This is a genomic window from Kordia aestuariivivens (genome assembly GCF_014397005.1).
Taxonomy (GTDB): Bacteria; Bacteroidota; Bacteroidia; order Flavobacteriales; family Flavobacteriaceae; genus Kordia; species Kordia aestuariivivens.
This window is the reverse complement of record NZ_JACGWS010000020.1, coordinates 64,368-81,099: the sequence shown is the minus strand read 5'-3', so window position 1 is coordinate 81,099 and position 16,732 is coordinate 64,368. Positions and strand designations below refer to the sequence as shown.

General features: G+C 33.6%; 15 protein-coding genes. 8 read left to right on the top strand and 7 right to left on the bottom strand.

Annotated elements, in window-relative coordinates; genetic code table 11:
• Positions 1-269 precede the first annotated feature (269 nt).
• Together H2O64_RS22550 and H2O64_RS22545 are read left to right on the top strand one after the other, a co-directional pair.
• A complete protein-coding gene (locus H2O64_RS22550) occupies positions 270-938 on the top strand; it encodes a DUF937 domain-containing protein (protein ID WP_187564506.1) in 669 nt (222 codons plus the stop codon).
• Between the two features lie 218 nt (positions 939-1,156).
• On the top strand, positions 1,157-1,408 hold the full coding sequence (locus H2O64_RS22545) for a hypothetical protein (protein WP_187564505.1): 252 nt from the start codon (positions 1,157-1,159) through the stop codon (positions 1,406-1,408).
• A 61-nt stretch (positions 1,409-1,469) separates the two neighbouring features.
• Here the strand turns inward: H2O64_RS22545 and H2O64_RS22540 are convergent, their stop codons facing one another.
• Together H2O64_RS22540 and H2O64_RS22535 are read right to left on the bottom strand one after the other, a co-directional pair.
• Positions 1,470-2,174, bottom strand: a complete 705-nt coding sequence (locus tag H2O64_RS22540; RefSeq protein ID WP_187564504.1) for a tetratricopeptide repeat protein — start codon at positions 2,172-2,174, stop codon at positions 1,470-1,472.
• A 34-nt stretch (positions 2,175-2,208) separates the two neighbouring features.
• Positions 2,209-2,808, bottom strand: coding sequence for an RNA polymerase sigma factor (locus H2O64_RS22535; protein ID WP_187564503.1), 600 nt, complete (start codon positions 2,806-2,808; stop codon positions 2,209-2,211).
• A gap of 146 nt (positions 2,809-2,954) precedes the next feature.
• Here H2O64_RS22535 and H2O64_RS22530 point away from each other — a divergent pair, with 146 nt between their 5' ends.
• The 5 genes from H2O64_RS22530 to H2O64_RS22510 all read left to right on the top strand — a co-directional run bounded on the left by H2O64_RS22530 (position 2,955) and on the right by H2O64_RS22510 (position 10,642).
• Positions 2,955-4,805 carry a hypothetical protein gene (locus H2O64_RS22530; RefSeq protein WP_187564502.1) on the top strand — a complete coding sequence of 617 codons (1,851 nt, stop codon included), beginning with the start codon at positions 2,955-2,957 and terminating at the stop codon, positions 4,803-4,805.
• Between the two features lie 120 nt (positions 4,806-4,925).
• The gene (locus H2O64_RS22525) at positions 4,926-6,449 is read left to right on the top strand and encodes a T9SS type A sorting domain-containing protein (protein WP_187564501.1); all 1,524 of its coding nucleotides are present in this window, start codon (positions 4,926-4,928) and stop codon (positions 6,447-6,449) included.
• A gap of 23 nt (positions 6,450-6,472) precedes the next feature.
• Positions 6,473-9,382 (top strand): CHAT domain-containing protein, encoded by a 2,910-nt coding sequence (locus tag H2O64_RS22520; RefSeq protein WP_187564500.1) that lies wholly within the window; start codon positions 6,473-6,475, stop codon positions 9,380-9,382.
• A gap of 258 nt (positions 9,383-9,640) precedes the next feature.
• Complete coding sequence (locus tag H2O64_RS22515; protein ID WP_262890658.1) at positions 9,641-10,075, top strand: DUF6146 family protein; 435 nt, start codon at positions 9,641-9,643, stop codon at positions 10,073-10,075.
• A gap of 39 nt (positions 10,076-10,114) precedes the next feature.
• Positions 10,115-10,642: a DUF6787 family protein gene (locus H2O64_RS22510; RefSeq protein WP_187564499.1), complete on the top strand. Its 528-nt coding sequence runs from the start codon at positions 10,115-10,117 to the stop codon at positions 10,640-10,642.
• A gap of 131 nt (positions 10,643-10,773) precedes the next feature.
• On the opposite strand, the gene H2O64_RS22505 is transcribed toward H2O64_RS22510, so the two are convergent.
• From H2O64_RS22505 to H2O64_RS22495, 3 genes are all read right to left on the bottom strand, one after another.
• Positions 10,774-10,980: a hypothetical protein gene (locus tag H2O64_RS22505; RefSeq protein ID WP_187564498.1), complete on the bottom strand. Its 207-nt coding sequence runs from the start codon at positions 10,978-10,980 to the stop codon at positions 10,774-10,776.
• Between the two features lie 105 nt (positions 10,981-11,085).
• Entirely contained in the window at positions 11,086-11,394 is a 309-nt protein-coding gene (locus tag H2O64_RS22500; protein WP_187564497.1) for a hypothetical protein, read from the bottom strand.
• A gap of 83 nt (positions 11,395-11,477) precedes the next feature.
• Positions 11,478-13,559 (bottom strand): BNR-4 repeat-containing protein, encoded by a 2,082-nt coding sequence (locus H2O64_RS22495; protein ID WP_187564496.1) that lies wholly within the window; start codon positions 13,557-13,559, stop codon positions 11,478-11,480.
• A 551-nt stretch (positions 13,560-14,110) separates the two neighbouring features.
• On the opposite strand from H2O64_RS22495, the gene H2O64_RS22490 reads away from it, so the two are divergent.
• Positions 14,111-14,419 carry a hypothetical protein gene (locus tag H2O64_RS22490; RefSeq protein WP_187564495.1) on the top strand — a complete coding sequence of 103 codons (309 nt, stop codon included), beginning with the start codon at positions 14,111-14,113 and terminating at the stop codon, positions 14,417-14,419.
• A gap of 178 nt (positions 14,420-14,597) precedes the next feature.
• Here H2O64_RS22490 and H2O64_RS22485 read toward each other — a convergent pair whose 3' ends face one another.
• Together H2O64_RS22485 and folE are read right to left on the bottom strand one after the other, a co-directional pair.
• Positions 14,598-15,794 carry a DUF885 family protein gene (locus H2O64_RS22485; RefSeq protein WP_187564494.1) on the bottom strand — a complete coding sequence of 399 codons (1,197 nt, stop codon included), beginning with the start codon at positions 15,792-15,794 and terminating at the stop codon, positions 14,598-14,600.
• A gap of 142 nt (positions 15,795-15,936) precedes the next feature.
• The gene (folE, locus tag H2O64_RS22480; protein ID WP_187564493.1) at positions 15,937-16,533 is read right to left on the bottom strand and encodes a GTP cyclohydrolase I FolE; all 597 of its coding nucleotides are present in this window, start codon (positions 16,531-16,533) and stop codon (positions 15,937-15,939) included.
• Positions 16,534-16,732: the final 199 nt, after the last annotated feature.

Sequence of the window (16,732 nt, the reverse complement as noted above, 5' to 3'; positions counted from 1 at the left end):
TTGGAGGTAAAAGACTTAACTGATCTTGACAATAGGTCTTAAAAATAACTTTTCTGCTCATTCTTAAAGTTAAGAATTACTTCAAAAAATTGCAAAAAAAAAGACTGCCTTTTCAGACAGCCTCTTTTGTTTTTTAAGCACGAAAAAAATCCGTTTATCTAATATTTCTGCATTTCATGCGGTTCATCTAAAAAACAGAAACGCATACAGCAAGTCTTACAGAATATCACTATCTTGTTTTCATATTAACAATAAATATCATTTTAAGAATGTCTGGAATTTTAGATTTATTAAATAGTGATTTGGGTAGACAAATCATTGGCGGAGTGAGTAATGAAGTTGGAGAAGATCAAAACAAAACTGCTTCTGTATTAAGTATGGCATTGCCTGTACTAATGGGAGCAATGAAAAGAAACGCAAGTACACCTGAAGGTGCCGAAGGATTAAACAATGCTTTATCTAACAAACATAACGGAAGTATCTTAGATAACTTAGGAAGTCTATTTGGCGGTGGAGTTAATCAAGAAGTAAAAGATGATGGAGACGGAATTTTACGTCATGTTTTAGGAGATAAAAGACAAAATGTTGAAAAAGCAATTGGGAAACAATCTGGAATGGATGCTTCATCTATTGGAAACATTTTAAAAGTTGCTGCACCACTTTTAATGGGTGTTTTAGGAAAGCAAAAACAACAACAAAACGTACAAAGTTCTAGCGGAATTGGAGATTTATTAGGCGGATTGTTAGGTGGTGGATCAAGTCAAGCGCAAGCTGCTGCACCACAACAAAGTTTTATTGAATCTATCTTAGATGCTGACGGTGACGGAAGCGTTATTGACGATATCGCAGGAATGTTCCTCGGTGGCGACAAAAAAGGAAACGAAAAAAGCGGTGGCGGACTTGGTGGTTTGTTAGGCGGACTTTTCGGAGGAAAATAGTAAAAATACTATATAAAATACTGCAAAGAGCATTCACGAAAGTGGATGCTTTTTTTGTTTAAAATCGCTTTACCCCTAGACTTCTTAGATTTTATTAAATTGTTAGATTAAACTATCTTTTTTATATAAAATTCAAAAAAGGATGTCACGTTTCAAATTTCTGAAAGTTGTAGCTACAGAAAGAAGTCATAGTGATTTCTATAAATAAAATTTATATCATGAAAAAAAGAAGTTTAAACAGTTTAAAACTGAACAAACAATCTATTGCAGCTTTTGCAGATGAATTAAATGGAGGTTACGCATCTTCTGGTTTAAATATGTCTTGTCCGAACATTTGTAAAATGACTAATGAAGATCGTTTGTTATGTAATGACCTCGATTTACCAGCTCCTGTAAATCCTACACCTATTGATAGTCCAGCTCCTAGCGATGCAGCAGCAAATGCTCCTATGGATAGTCCAGCAGGTTAGTCTTTTCTTTTGTTTAACGTGATTTCAAAGCGAACCAAAGTTCGCTTTGTTTTTTTAGCCTTTATTCTAAAAATTCTATTATTATTTCTGCCTTTTTATATTTATACGCTTTCGCGTGAATAATCTCTTCTAATATATCTTTAGCATTCTCTTTTTGATTGACTTGTAAATACGCCAATGCTAATGCCCAATTAGACTCTTCTTGAACCGTTTTCGATTTTCGAGCTTCTAATAAATATTGAATTGTTTTTTGTGGTTCTGAAGTTTCTTTTTGTAAATAACATACTGCTAAATTGTAATACGCAGTTCCTTTACTATTTTTATTGATGCTTTCTGTAGCAAGGATTGTTTCCCAACGTGCAATACTTTCATCGTATTCTTTGTTTTTATATGCCAAAGTTGCTGCTGACACTTGTGCATCAATAGTTTCATCACCACGAGTAGCCAACGCATGATTGTCTATACTGTCTAAGTTTTCTATCGATTTATTGACTATAGTTTCAAAATTAGGTGTTACAAAAATTGCAATACTATACAGTACAATTCCTGCTATACCAACTATTGCTGCTGCAATGGCTAGTTTTGAAAGTTTAAAAAATCGTTTCTTTTGAAGAACTTCTTTTTCAACACCATACTCATTTTTCAGTCGTTGCTCCCATGCTTTTCGTTTATCACGCTCAAACTTGGCCTGAATCAATTTCTCACTAGTTGAATCAAGTTCTTCATCGGAAAGCTTCTCTCCTTTTATATATTTTTTATGCTGCATATACTGTTTTATATCACGCGAACGCAATTCACTATCAAGGTTTGTAATGTTTTAAAAAATAGGAACGTAAAGTTTCTAAACAGCGTTGTTTTTGTTTTCGCAATGCTGCATCAGATTTCCCTAATACATTCGCCAATTCTTTTAATGTTATTTTTTTGTAATAAAAATTTTCTAACAATTTGCTACACTGATCTCCTAGAGATTTCCAGGCAATGTCTAAATAATCGAGAATTAAATCATCTACTTCTTCTTCTGTAGTAATTCCATCATTTTCAGACATTTCCAACGATTTTGTTCTTTTATTAAATGCCGTCGTTAAAAATTGACTTGCCATTTGTGTAAACAAAAAACGCATGTTATAATAGTTTATTTTGCCTGCCAACAATCGTTTTCTAAACTTTAATAAGGCATCCATCGTTGCATCATACGCCATCGATTGATCCGTTTTATAACGATACATTAAATATGAAATCGTTTCTTCAAATTGCGCTAAAAATATTTTTTCAAACAGACGATCATCACCTTTGCTCATTTTTTGTAGCATTTCTTCAAACTCATCTTCTTTGAGTCCAAAGTTTTGATGCGCAATAGCATTGTTTTTTTTAGTCTTATTTTCGGTAGGTTGATGCTTCATAATTCTTCATAAAATTAAAGAAAAAAAGCTTTATTGATAGTATAAATAAAATTTAAAAGAAATGTGACAGAAAAAAAAAATGTCACGTTTGGTTTTTGATATGGTTATATAGCAAATAGAAATTATTAACTATAAAATTTTAAACCATGAAAAAAAAGTTAACAAAGTACTTATTATTAGTTACTGTTTTACTAGCTACAATGATAGCTTGCCAGAAAGAAAGTGAACCATTATTAGAAAATTCTAGTGATATTGAAACCACGCAAAAAGAGTACGGAGCAAACTCTGAACATTTAGCACAAGTTCTAAGTGAATCTAAAGGAAGGCTTACAGAAGCAAACTTTATAGGTCGTATTATAGATGATGGAAATAATCCTATTGTGGGTGCAACAGTGACTTTGGGTGGACATCAACAAACCACAGACCAAAATGGAATTGTAACATTTATGGGGGCAAGTGTTCATGAAAATTTTGCGTATGCAAGTGTAACAGCTCAAGGTTATACAAATGGTTCGAGGGTTATGGTTCCAAATTCAGGAGCAAACAGTCAAAATACATTTACCATAAAACTTTTTAGTTTAGGAAATTCGCAAACTATTTCTTCTCAAGGTGGAGAAGTAACGATTGAAACCGATCTTGAAAGAGAAGCTATTATAATTTTTAACAATGGTTTTGTAGATGAAAACGGAAATTCATATTCTGGAAACGTTTCTGTAAGTGCAAATTATTTAGATCCTTTATCAGAAGATACAGCAGACACAATGCCTGGTGATTTATATGGTGTTAATGCCAATTATGAAGAAGTTGCTTTGGGTTCTTTTGGAATGATAAACGTAGAACTTAGAGGTAGTGCAGGACAAAAATTACAAATTACTAGTCCAGCTAGAATTATGATGCCAATTCATCCAGATCAAATGACGATGGCTCCAAATCAAGTACCAATGTGGTCATTTAACGAAGATACAGGCGTATGGTTTGAAGAAACTGTTGCCTACAAAAACGGAGATTATTACGTTACAGATGTGAACCATTTTTCATTTTGGAATTGTGATGCGCCATTTCCTGTAACAAATTTTCAAGCTACTATAATTGATGCTAATTCGGGAACGCCACTAAGTGGTGTTAAAGTGACTATTAATTATAATGGTTTTGTTCGTAATGCATTGACAAATAATAACGGAATTGTAAGTGGAAAAATTCCTAGCGGTCAAACAATGAACTTAACTATTTCTACACATATTTGTGGAACTGTACTCTTTACAAACCCTACTTTTGGTCCTTTTAACGGTCCAACTTCGATTACGATTCCTGTTACAGTACCAACGCAACAATTAATCAATATTTCGGGAACTGTCACTAACTGCGCTTCGCAAGCTGTAACCAATGGATATGTAACCTATTCAAGTACTATTGGACAATTTGGAGGAATTAGTTTAGTAACAGCAGGTACACATAATTTTACAGGAGTATCATGTGCAACACCTGTAAACATTGATCTTGAAGCTGGTGACATGGATACTGGAGAAATTGCTACGACTACTGTAACAGCAAATCCAAATGCCGTTGCAAACTTTAATCTTTGTGGCGGACCTGCTCCTGAATACATCCGATACAGCATCAATGGAAATCCTGTACAGTATGAAATACTATATCCGTCTGCAGGAGTTGAAACACCAAATTATCTGTATATGAGTACATCTGCCCCAGGAAACGGTGGTACAATAATTATTGGGAATGTAACTGCGCTCGGAACATATCCTTTTATTAGCAATCCGTATGTTACCACTACACCATCTTTATCAATAAAACGTTTGGGTGATGTTAATGGTATAGATCCTATTGCGACTGAGGCTTTAGCAATGCCTATGACATTTACAATCACAAGTTTTGGTCCAGTTAACAGCTATATAGATGTAAGTTTTACAGGAAACTATGTAGATTCATTCGGAACTACCAAAACCATTACTGGTGAAGCACATCTTATTAGAGATTATTAACTAACGTCCTAATACTAAATATCACATAGTGAATTCTCATTATGTGATATTTTTCTTTAAATTTTATGTATCTTTAAACTACATAGTATTATTTTTTTTAACCCAAAACAATTCAATAAAATGAAAGCCTTAAAACTTTTTACCATAACTTCCCTACTATGTATATGTGTTACTTTGTCTTCACATGCTCAATATAATCCTACGCTTCAATTTAGCACTGATAATGCAGGAACAATAAATTATGAAATTGATAACGCTGGAGATAAAACACATGTTTTTACACTCTTTGGTGATGGTATGTTCAGCACGCATAGACAACCTGTACATGTATTTAAACCCAATGCAAATGGGTATGTAACAGAATCATATTTTGCCAGAGTATATGATCCAAATTTACCACCAAAAAAGACCATACACATTCCTCCTTTTTCAAATGTGGGAACTCCAAATACCACGGCAAATCCAACAGTACAAATGACAGGTAATATTCATTTGATGACAAGTTGGGCAACAGCATACGACTATGAAAATTTTTATATCATTGCATTTAGAAATACAACTTCTCAAAGACCAGTAGACGGCTGCATCGAATTTCATTACAATGAGCACGATATTGATGTCAATTTTTTAGAAATAAAAGAATATAACAATTGGGTTACTAATAGAACTCTTTTGCCAAGTAATGGAACATTCACGAATAAAATAGTTTGGAATTTTACCGACTTAGCGCACAATGAAACACGTTATGTGTATGTTCCTGCTACCACAAAAAAAGCAATTGGTGAAGAAATCAATCTTGAAGTTAAGTACAGTATTGACTGCAGAGAGCTAAGTAATGGTAGTGATTATACGTTTTTAACACGTAGATATCCGCATGATCCAAATTTTAAAATTGTAGATAAACAATGTCTAACAAATGAAATAAGTGAACAACAAAAGCTTACTTACACCATTGGCTTTTTTAATGATGGAGAATATTTTGCGCAAAATGTTTTTGTTAAAGATATTCTTCCAAGTGAATTGGTAGTAAGTACAGTGCAATTGGTAGATTATGAAGTGCAGCCTACATTGAGTTTTCAAAATAACACTATGTTTATTAATTTTCTAAATATCAATTTACCAGGAACTGAACAAACCATTCCACAGATGTATTCCTATGATGATGCATTTACCTATTTTTCATTTGAAGTTTGTACAAAAACAAATTTGAGCAATTGTATTTCAAATACAGCGAGCATTATTTTTGATTCACAACCTGTATTTTTTACGAATAGGTCAAAAATATGTGTTGAAGCAGACTGCTCCGGTTTTGAGATCTGTAGTAATAGTACATCGAGGAGAAGTCCTGATGAGCCACAATTTAAAGGAGTTAAAAAAACGGAAGAATTGGTATTTAATGTATATCCAAATCCAATATCCAATCAAATGAATATCGATATTAATTTCCAAAGAGAAAATGCTTCTAATTTCACAGTAAAACTCATGGACTATTCTGGTAAAATCATCAAAGAATTTACAGTAAATCAACAAAATTCATCTATTTATAAAAGAACATTCAATTTTCAACGCTTATCAACAGGCTTGTATTTCATAACTTTGGAAACAGCTGAAGGACGCTGTACTAAAAAAATCATTAAAAATTGACTTGGAAATACAACATACAAAAAATGCCCGCACTACTTTCATTATTAATGATTTGTTTTGCGGTGCATTTCACTACTGCACAAACACTACAAAATGATTCAATTTTAGGAGCACAATTACTCAAAAAAGCTGATTCCTTAGCCGAAAAGAACAATTACACAGCAGCTACAAAAACAGCATTACAAGCGGCAGCTATATTTCAAAAAGTAAACGATTGGAATCAATGGTATGAGGCTTACAAAGCGATTTTTTATAATGGTTACGATTCACGTGATCATGAAACAAGTATTGACCTTATTCAAAAAGGAATCGAAAAACTTCCAGAAACAGAAATCTTGGCGCATGGAAAGACATACTATCTTTTAGGCATTTTAACAATTGCTACAGGAAATATTCCTGATGCATTATTACATTACGAACAAAGTATTGCATACTTAGAAAAGGCAAATGATATAGAATGGCTCGGTATTGTAATTGGAAATATCTCTCAAGTATACACTAGAGAAGGTGATTATAGTAAAGCTCAAGACTATTTAAAAATTGCAATTACACATAGCGAATCTGCTAAAGACAGCCTTGCTATTTGGAAAAATACAAAAGCATTAGGTAGTGCCTATTTTTATGCTGGAGATTTAAATAACGCAAAAAAAACATACACCAAAGCACAACAGTTGAAAGATTTAAAAGATGGTACTTTTGAACTCTATGAAGCTGAAATTCAATTTGAATTAGAAAATTATGAGCTCGCTTTGAAATCCGTAAACAAAGCGCTAAAATCCGCAAACACTTGTGAAACAGACACAAACGAGCAACCTTACCTATATCGATGTAAAGAAGTTTTTGCAAATGCTTCTATCTTTCTTGGTGAAATTTATTTAAAACTCGGTCAAGCCGAAAAAGCCTTACGGCAATTTCAAAAAAGTATTCCATATATTGAAGCATCAAACAATAAACGAGCAATAGGAAAACTTCATATTCAAATAGGTGATGCGCAAAAAATGTTAAAACAATATGACAACGCCTTAAGAACGTACCAAAAAACGCTGCATACTTTTATTCCTGATTTTACAGATACAAATCCTCATAAAAATCCTGCTAAAAATTTATGGACCTTGGAAATTTGGCTCATGGAAATATTTAAAAATAAAGGCGACTGTTTCTATGCAAAATATGAAGAATCTAACAATGAAAAATGGTTGTATCTAGCAGAAGAAAATTATGAACTTGCAGCTAATTTTACGGAAAATGTCCGATTAAATTTTACTGAAACGGATTCAAAACTAACACTAGGTTTTTATACTAATTCTTTCTATGAAGAACTCATAAAAACCAAACTAACACTATTCGAACTCACAAAAGAAAAGCAATATCAAGCACAAGCATTTCTGATTGCACAACGCGCCAACGCCTTTGTATTGCGAGGATTATTAAATGAGAAACAAGCTTTAAAAGCTGCTGGAATACCAAAAAATATAATTGCATTATTTGAAAAATATGTAAAAGAAATTAATACGCTGAAGAAAAAAATTCAAGATTCATTGGCTCCAGATTCTTTACAGAATTCATTAATAACGGCAAAAGAAACATTTCAAAATTTAAAAAAAGAGATCTCAAAAAAAAATCCGAAATTTGATGTTCTCCGAAATGATTTAAAAGGTGTTACTGTTGAAGAATTGCAAACCAAAATAGCGTCTAACACATTATTTATCAAATACTTTCTAGGTAAAGAAACGCTGTATATATTTTCAATATCGCAAGAAGACTTTCAATTAAATGCAGTTTCATTGCCAAAAGACTTTCAAAACTTAGTTTTTGACTATCGACAATCGGTAAGCAATATTTCATTCATCAATACTTCTCCTGATATCGCCGAAAAACAATACCTGCAAACAGCACATTCATTATACAACATACTCTTATCCAAACCGTTGCTTCATCACGATGCGAATGCTGTAATTACAGAATTAACCATTATTCCTGATGGAATTTTGAACACCATACCATTTCAAGTATTACTAAGAAAAAAGTCCGATTCATGGACAAATATTGACAATACGGTTATTAAAGACTATGCCATTGGCCATCATTATTTCTGTAAGATGGTACTCAATGCAACAGAAAAACAGAACGTCAAAGACAACTTTATTTCCTTTGGACTAGAATTAGATCAACAAACACTAAGCGATGCACAAACAGACACCGAAAATAGTATCAACAATACGCTTGCAAGCAATAGTTTACGAAGCAATATAGGATCAAAACTGACATTTTCAGATGATGAAGCCCTAAAACTTGCCAAACTCATGAATGGAAAATCGTGGATCAATGAAAAGGCAACAAAATCAAATTTCATAAAAAATGCCACAAATGCGACAGGCATTCACTTAGCAACACATGCGTTGCTGAATACTAAAAACCCGAATGTTTCTGCATTGGTTTTCACCAAAACAAACGATACACTTAGCAATTTACTTCGGTTAGATGAAATCTACAATCATAATTTCAACTCAAATATGATTACGTTAAGTGCTTGCAACACTGGATTCGGAAAACATCAAAAAGGAGAAGGATTGCAAAGTTTGGCGCGTGCTTTCAATTTTTCAAAAATTCCAAGTGTAACGGCGACTTTATGGAGCATTCCAGATGCTTCTTCGGCAAAAATAATGGAGTTGTACTATTCTTATTTAAAAGAAGGACATTCTAAAAGTATCGCGTTACAAAAAGCACAACTTGAATACGTAGAAAATGATGACATCAGTAGTCCAGCTTCTCGCCTACCATTCTATTGGTCTGCGTGGACGCACATAGGAACAAATGATGCAATTGAATTTAAACAACAAAACAATCATGCCTATCTGTTATTTTTCTTTCTTAGCCATATCATATTCATTGATTGGATCTTTTGGTTCAGAAATTATACAAAAGCATCCTGAAAATTACTCTTCTTTCATCTTTGCTCTTTGCTCTTTGCATCTCAATCCAAGCAATAGAAATTAAAACAAACTCCGCTGATAAGTCCTTCATTATAAAAACAGTTTTTTTAAAACTTAACTGAAAAAATCACACAATTGAAAAACTAGAAAAAACCTGACTAGCCAAAACCTATCAATACCTAATTCATATAGGCAGTTCACTCCTTTAGATAAAACAAATCCTGAAAAAATCGTATCTTTATACAAACTGAATTTTATATGAAAAAGCTACTATTATTAATTGCTTGCGCAGGAATGATCGTCTATTCGTGCACCGGACAAAAAAAAGCAATGACAAAAAAAGCGGACGATAGCACAAAAATATCCGATACGATTCGGATAGTCAGCGATGAACTAGAACATGAGATTATCATCTTTGAACCTGGTTTTAGCGCATGGATGGTGAGTTTTGCGCGCCCTAGAGATTACTATTCACAACAATTTTTAGAAGCGAGAAATCGTGTCTATGTTACCGAATGGAATCAACGTGTATTGCAACCTAATCGTTACAATAGCATGTGGTACGAGCAGGAAATCAATTACCGTCCAAATGTTGATTATGGGTATGAAGTCAATTACCAACTGTATTATTACTTCGTATACTTTCAACGAACGTACAATCAGCAGTTAGCTGCGTTTCCTGTTCGGATATAATGCAGAAGTTGTGTATCTTTGCATTCGCAAATTTTACACATGAACGCATTCAAAGAACGTTGGGAAATTAAAAACAACTGGCAACTCATCTTTCCTTTATTAGGAATTGTAGGACTACTATATACTGCCTACATACTTGCTAACAAAGTTATAAGTGCCTTCATAAACAATTCAGACAACAACCTTTTATATTACATACTCCTTGCCGTTGGTATAGGAGTATTCTTTTTTATCATGCTTCGCTTCTTTTTGTGGTGTTTCAAAAAACTAGAAGGAAAATGGGTGACAAACTATCGTTGGGAAATCATTAGTATTTTTATTGTTTTTGCCCTTACGGGAACAAGCTCAGTGCGAATTGCACGTCCATTATTGGAACTCGTTGGCTTCACGCCTACACTATTTCCAGAAGGATTTTTTGGTAGTTTGTTGTATTGGTTCATTAGAATCATCATCATTTTACCGCTCTATCAAATATTATTGATCATTTTTGGAGCGCTCTTAGGACAATTCAAATTTTTCTGGGAATTTGAAAAGAAAATGCTCAAACGCATGCATATTATTAAGTAATAGTTACGTTGGAATATTTCCGAATGTCATTCGAGCGCAGTCGAGAAATTTTTGAAATAAAGCATGTTTATTTACACCTTAACTACACTCGAAGTTACACTCTCTTAAATATGATTCAACTTCGTATTATTTTAACAAACGTCTCGCCAATTCGTAGTATAAATACAAATTCCTGAACAACAAATAGATGGAATTGTATTCGTCGCTGTACAATCATGACTATCTCTACATGGTCCGCCAAAACCTTCTCCAATACTACCATTGCCTCCACTAATAGTTTTTTGACTTTTCTTTGTAAGTACTTCGGCTCCTGTTACATTTAAAATGTTCTTTAACATAATTTTATTTTTTAAATTAATATGACATAAGATATTAATTATCAACTAAATATATAGCTAGCTAAACAATACAAAGTATACGGTTTTCCTTTAAAAAATTGCATGTTACGAAACATCAATCGTTGTAGAATCTTCTTTTTTAGGATTGATCACAAAGGTATACATCCACATCAGTGTAAATGTCGGTACAATGTCTGTAAACGGTAGTATTTCCTCAATAAAGGCAATTGCGGCTCCAACTTTTCCAGAAGTTCCTTTGTACATTTTGGTCATTAACCAAGCAGCAAGTGGCGCCCAAATAATATCGCTTGTTTCAGCAAATCCAGGAATTAAATAGGAAGCGTATCCAATTAAGTCAAAAATAACGCCTAGAAATAATTTTAGATATTTATGGTCTTTTTTATGTGTTGTCATGTAGTATTATAAATATGCTAACTTACGTAAAGCAATAAAAATGCCAAGAAGTCTTAACTAAAAAATGTTACATTTAAAATTTATCATTCAACATTTATCATTTGAAGAATTTCTTTCCCAGCAATCAAAATAGCACCACTAGTAGCTGTATCTAACTTAGAAATTGTATTTTTTTCAAGCAACTCAGCTTGTAATCTTTTCCATGATTGTATGATTAAATCTTTATGTTTTATATCCGCTAAATCTTCCCGAATTCCTTGTGCCAGTGCATAAATTAAAAAGGCTTTATCTTGGAGTGATACTTTGGAAGTATCATAATTTTCTAATTCAATAATAGCCCATTTGATGTTTAATTTGAATTTTTCTTTAAACGCTTCAATTTCCAGCATATTCTCTTCAAAATTTAAGATCGTGCGAATCATTGTAGCACAATCCAATCCAATATCACTATACTTAAAATCGCTTACACTAAATGCTTCTATTTTTTGAAGATAATTTCGGTTATTTTGTGCCGAATACGACCAAATCATATTTGAAAATACGACGCTATCTTCGTCTTCATCTTCTTCCGTTTGGTACTGTTTTATATTTAACAATTCATTTTGATAACGTGCTTCTTTTGTAATATCATAAAAAGCTTCAACGCCTGCAAATCCAACTCCATACTGCCAATCTGTTTGTGCTACATCATGCTGCGGATTTTCCAATTGGTGTTCCACAACTTGACGCAATACATTGATTATATTTTCTTTTGTCAAATCCGCTTTCAAAACTGGTTTCAACAAATCCATCTTCACGGAAGTGTGATAGCGATCTCTAAAACTGATCGGAGCTGTTTTTTCACGCGTATTCAGTGCATAATAGATATATTTTGTATTCTGCAACCAAACCACTTGCAATGGATTTCCTTTTTTCGCGCCTCTTACTGCAAATGGTCGCACATTATTTTTAGTTGAATTCTGCGTTATTTTCTTCGCTTTCCATGATTTTCCATGATTCTGCGTTGTCCAAGCTTCAATTTCAAAAATACCTTTACGTTTTACCGAAAGATATACAATATTTGGATTTTCATGATCAATGACAATACCACCCGAATAATGCGGAGCAGCTTCTAAAGTGCCTTTTCGTGTTTCTGGAAACCATCCGCCAGCATCAACCAAATCGTAACTTTTCCATTCATTGTTGTTAAATGTAGCATACGAATACACATGTGTTTCATCATTTGGAAACTTTGCGTAGGTTACAATCGGGTTTCCGTTTCTATCCTGTGCAATGTCCCAATTCCAGGATTTTATCGTGTCTGATTCATAAATTACATCCATTTCCGACTGTAAAACTGGCAATTGATCAATCGGTTTTATTTTTGTGCCATTCGCTTTATAAAAACTTCCATTTTCATAATACATATAATACAATCCAATCTTGGTTTCTTGCGCTGGATGACCATCTGTAAGCACAAAATGTATTTTAGAAATCCCGTCAGAGTATATTTTTGTATACGGTACTTTTATATTCTGAAGTTCTTTTGGCTGAAAGAATATTTCTCCTTTTGACCATGTTTCGCCATGATCAGAAGAAACCGAATACGAAGGTTTCATGTTGATGCCGCGCCAAAAAATATACAGTTTTCCGTCTTCCTTAGAAAGTCGAACAGGATTTGTATACGTATGACTCTGAACTGATCCATTGTCATGTGTTACACCAGGATTCAAATTCAATTCTTTGATCGGATTCCATTGTGAAATGTCTTCGGGTTGTTGTGAAGTTCGCATATACAATGGACGTTCGTCTTGTGTATGCGTATTAAAAAAGACCATCAAATGTCCTTCATCATCAAAAAGAATGCTTGGATTATCGTGATCGTCTATTTCTAAATTGTCATAAATAACTTGAGATTGAATTTCCTTAGTTTCATGATCGTAAAACCCAATATGAACATCGCCGTAATTATCTATCCAACCAACGTATGTACGTTTGTGTTTTCCTTCAAAATAGACAGCTCTTGGATCGGAAAACCAACTCCAAATACCATTAAACGTCATCGCTTGAAAGTTCTCGGAAGCAACCGCTTTTGATTTCGTAAACGTGTGTGTCGCTTTGTTTTGCGCAACGCTCATCACGCAACTCAATACAAAGCATAAAAATATGTTCTGGGGAAATTTCATAAATACAAACGTACTAAATATTAAGGAACGAAAAGGGCTTTGCTGAATTTTCGTCACTTAGAGTGGCAAATCTTAGATTTGTTGTATCGCAGGTATTTAGTTGAAAAGTTCCTTCGGAGATTTTCTAATCACGCAAAATGATTTATAAAAGGGGATTACGTTATATTCATTTTAGATCTAGCTGAACCTACCAATGTGTGTATAATATAGAAAGGACTTGTCATTAGTAATAAAACTAATAATAGAGGACTTGTAAAGACGAGTACTATATGATTTTTTTTCATAACTCTAACATTAAGTTAATATGTTGCAAAGTTGACCTATTTAGAAACCGCTAAAAACAAGTGTATTAACTTATTTGTGTTTTATATTACCCCTACTGCTAGCGCGATTTTTTTCAACAAACTCAATACAAGTCTAACGCGTGCCAACAAACAAACTCAAAATAATTCGTACATTCGTGGCAAAAAACCACTCGAAGTAACGTTATTACATAAAATGTGGTTGGAACAGAAAGACCTCAGAATTTCTAAAAAATTGAATAGAATAATATGGAAATAAAATATTGTTGGAGATGTAAAATAGATGTTCCAATGCTGAATAAAGAAGAGTTCGAAATAGCTTCTAAATTATATTCTAATGGTTTTAAAGTAGCAAAAGCTAACAGACAAGAGAGGTTTAAAGAATTGTTAGATTATTATAATGGTTTGACAGGGTTTGGAGAAACTGAACCGAATGCAATAATGCATCACTCGCTTCAACAGATTGGACCAGATTGTGAAAATTGTGGAAAACCATACAGAACACCAAAAGCAAAATTATGTCCAGCATGTGGAAATAAAAGAGATGTTAATGAATAAAACGTAGTAATAACAGAAAATAATTCGTGCATTCGTGGCAACTTCTCAATAAATTCTTTCTTCATTTCATTTCGACTCTGCTCAATGTAACACATTACGAAAAAATCTAATTGTCTAATAATCTAACAAGTCCAACAGCGAAGCGATCCAAGAGATTCCCGTCTACGCGGGAACGAGTCTAATTCCCAAAAATCATCGTATCAATCACACTAAAAGGCAATGCGCCATTTTCTAGAATTTTAGTATGAAACCACAACCACGGAAATTCTTTTCCTTGTGGTAAACTTGCTGCTTTGTGCGCTTTCCATTGTAGAATTTTATTCGCGCCGTATTTATAGGTAATTACTTGTGCTGGCCAACGTTTCATGCGGGCGATTTCGCGTTGCGCGATTTCATCTTGTCCTTGAATATGTTTTTGCCAAAATTGCAATGCTTTTGCATCGCTCCAATCGTAGTAATTTAATCCAACATCCATCGAAACTCTGACCGAGCGAATAATGTCCCATTCCCACTTTCCGAGTTCGTCAAATTGGGTGGTATACGCTCCGAATTCGTTTCCGAGTTCTTCTACGTACGCAGCCCAACCTTCACGATAACCGTTGTATGAAAACAATTGCTTAATCTCAGATTTCTCTAATTGTTCTTCAAATTTAATTTGATAATGATGTCCCGGAATTGCTTCGTGCAAATAAATCCACGCCACTTGCCTTTTATTAAAAGGTGTATCAAAATAATTGTAGTAGAATGTATTTCGCAGTTCGGCATAATACGCAGGAACTTGCGCATACGCTTTATTTTTTCCACGTTCAATATACACCTCTGGAAGTTCGGCTACTTTTGGAAATGCACCTAGTAACTTTGGTAATAATTCCTTTTTAAAAGTTTCAAAGTTATTTTGAATTGCTTCTACATTCGTGTGAAAAAAGATCGGTCTATTGATATAATTTTGAAACTCCAAACTGTCTAAACCTGAAGCCTTTTCAATTGCTTTCATAGCAGTTTTAGCACGATGTATCTCAGACAATCCAAATTGAAACAATCCGTCAGGTGTAACCTCAGCATCTACCCACTTTTTCAAGAAATACGCATACCATTCTTTTCCCATTGGAACGTTTTGTAAACCTTCTGTGGAAATTCTTTTGGGTTTGATGAGCAACCACTTTTTTTCAAGTGCAATGCGCTCTATGTGCAAATTGATCTCGTATAAAATCAATTCGTAATCGAGTTGTTGTGTTTTGCTTAAACGCGAACGATCAAACGCAGTTAGCATTTTTTTGTACGTGCGAAACATATTTTCTTGCTTAGCAACATTTCGTTCACTTTGAATCAACTCTAAATTATCTACATAATAGATCTGTAAATCCGCAATATGCAAGCGTTTAAAGTCTTTTATAAAAGTGGTAGTTAATTCATTCCACGTGGTTGTAACGTTTTGTCCAATCGCGGGAACGCTTACAAAGAAAAGCGCAAAAAAGGTGAAAATGTATTTGAATCGTTTTAGTTTAATAATCGTTATTTTAAGATAGTTTAGAACTGATTAGTTTTAAAAATTCCGTTCGGGTTTCAATATTTTCAAAAGCACCTCTAAATCCTGACGTTGTAGTGACAGAGTTTTGTTTTTGTACGCCGCGCATCATCATACACATGTGAGACGCTTCAATCACAACAGCAACACCTTTGGGTTTTAATGTCTTATTGATACATTCTAAAATATCATGCGTTAAGCGTTCTTGCACTTGCAATCTTCTTGCAAAAATATCCACAATACGTGGTATTTTGCTCAATCCTACAATATGCCCATCCGGAATGTACGCAATGTGTGCTTTTCCAAAGAATGGCAAAATATGGTGTTCGCAGAGTGAATACAATTCAATATCTTTTACAATGACCATTTCGTTGTAATCTTCGGCAAACATGGCTCCTTTCAAAATTTCGGCAGGATCCATATCATATCCTTGTGTCAAAAACTGCATCGCTTTTGCGGCACGTTCTGGTGTCTTTTTCAAACCTTCACGTTCCGTATCTTCTCCAAGTTCTTCAATAATAGCCTTGTAGCGATCTTTTACTTCATTGGTTACTTCAATATTGTATTCTTCTAGTTGTCTGTATGGCATTTTTTATATTTCTTTTTCTTCGCTGTTAAAGATACTTAAAAAAAGTACATGCAGAATAGGTTGAAACAATGACGTTTGTTAAAAAGTTTAAGTAATATTTAACTTTTTTTTAGGATAAAAACATGCCCAAGCATCCTAGTTTTGTTTCTATTACTGTAACAGATTCATTTTTTTGGAATCTATTTAAGTAATCATCATC

Coding starts and splice junctions, on each gene's coding strand:
- H2O64_RS22525 (WP_187564501.1), top strand. CDS start 4,926: ATGAAAGCCTTAAAACTTTTTACCATAACTTCCCTACTATGTATATGT.
- H2O64_RS22510 (WP_187564499.1), top strand. CDS start 10,115: ATGAACGCATTCAAAGAACGTTGGGAAATTAAAAACAACTGGCAACTC.
- H2O64_RS22540 (WP_187564504.1), bottom strand. CDS start 2,174: ATGCAGCATAAAAAATATATAAAAGGAGAGAAGCTTTCCGATGAAGAA.
- H2O64_RS22505 (WP_187564498.1), bottom strand. CDS start 10,980: ATGTTAAAGAACATTTTAAATGTAACAGGAGCCGAAGTACTTACAAAG.
- H2O64_RS22530 (WP_187564502.1), top strand. CDS start 2,955: ATGAAAAAAAAGTTAACAAAGTACTTATTATTAGTTACTGTTTTACTA.
- folE (WP_187564493.1), bottom strand. CDS start 16,533: ATGCCATACAGACAACTAGAAGAATACAATATTGAAGTAACCAATGAA.
- H2O64_RS22550 (WP_187564506.1), top strand. CDS start 270: ATGTCTGGAATTTTAGATTTATTAAATAGTGATTTGGGTAGACAAATC.
- H2O64_RS22535 (WP_187564503.1), bottom strand. CDS start 2,808: ATGAAGCATCAACCTACCGAAAATAAGACTAAAAAAAACAATGCTATT.
- H2O64_RS22500 (WP_187564497.1), bottom strand. CDS start 11,394: ATGACAACACATAAAAAAGACCATAAATATCTAAAATTATTTCTAGGC.
- H2O64_RS22495 (WP_187564496.1), bottom strand. CDS start 13,559: ATGAAATTTCCCCAGAACATATTTTTATGCTTTGTATTGAGTTGCGTG.
- H2O64_RS22520 (WP_187564500.1), top strand. CDS start 6,473: ATGCCCGCACTACTTTCATTATTAATGATTTGTTTTGCGGTGCATTTC.
- H2O64_RS22515 (WP_262890658.1), top strand. CDS start 9,641: ATGAAAAAGCTACTATTATTAATTGCTTGCGCAGGAATGATCGTCTAT.
- H2O64_RS22490 (WP_187564495.1), top strand. CDS start 14,111: ATGGAAATAAAATATTGTTGGAGATGTAAAATAGATGTTCCAATGCTG.
- H2O64_RS22545 (WP_187564505.1), top strand. CDS start 1,157: ATGAAAAAAAGAAGTTTAAACAGTTTAAAACTGAACAAACAATCTATT.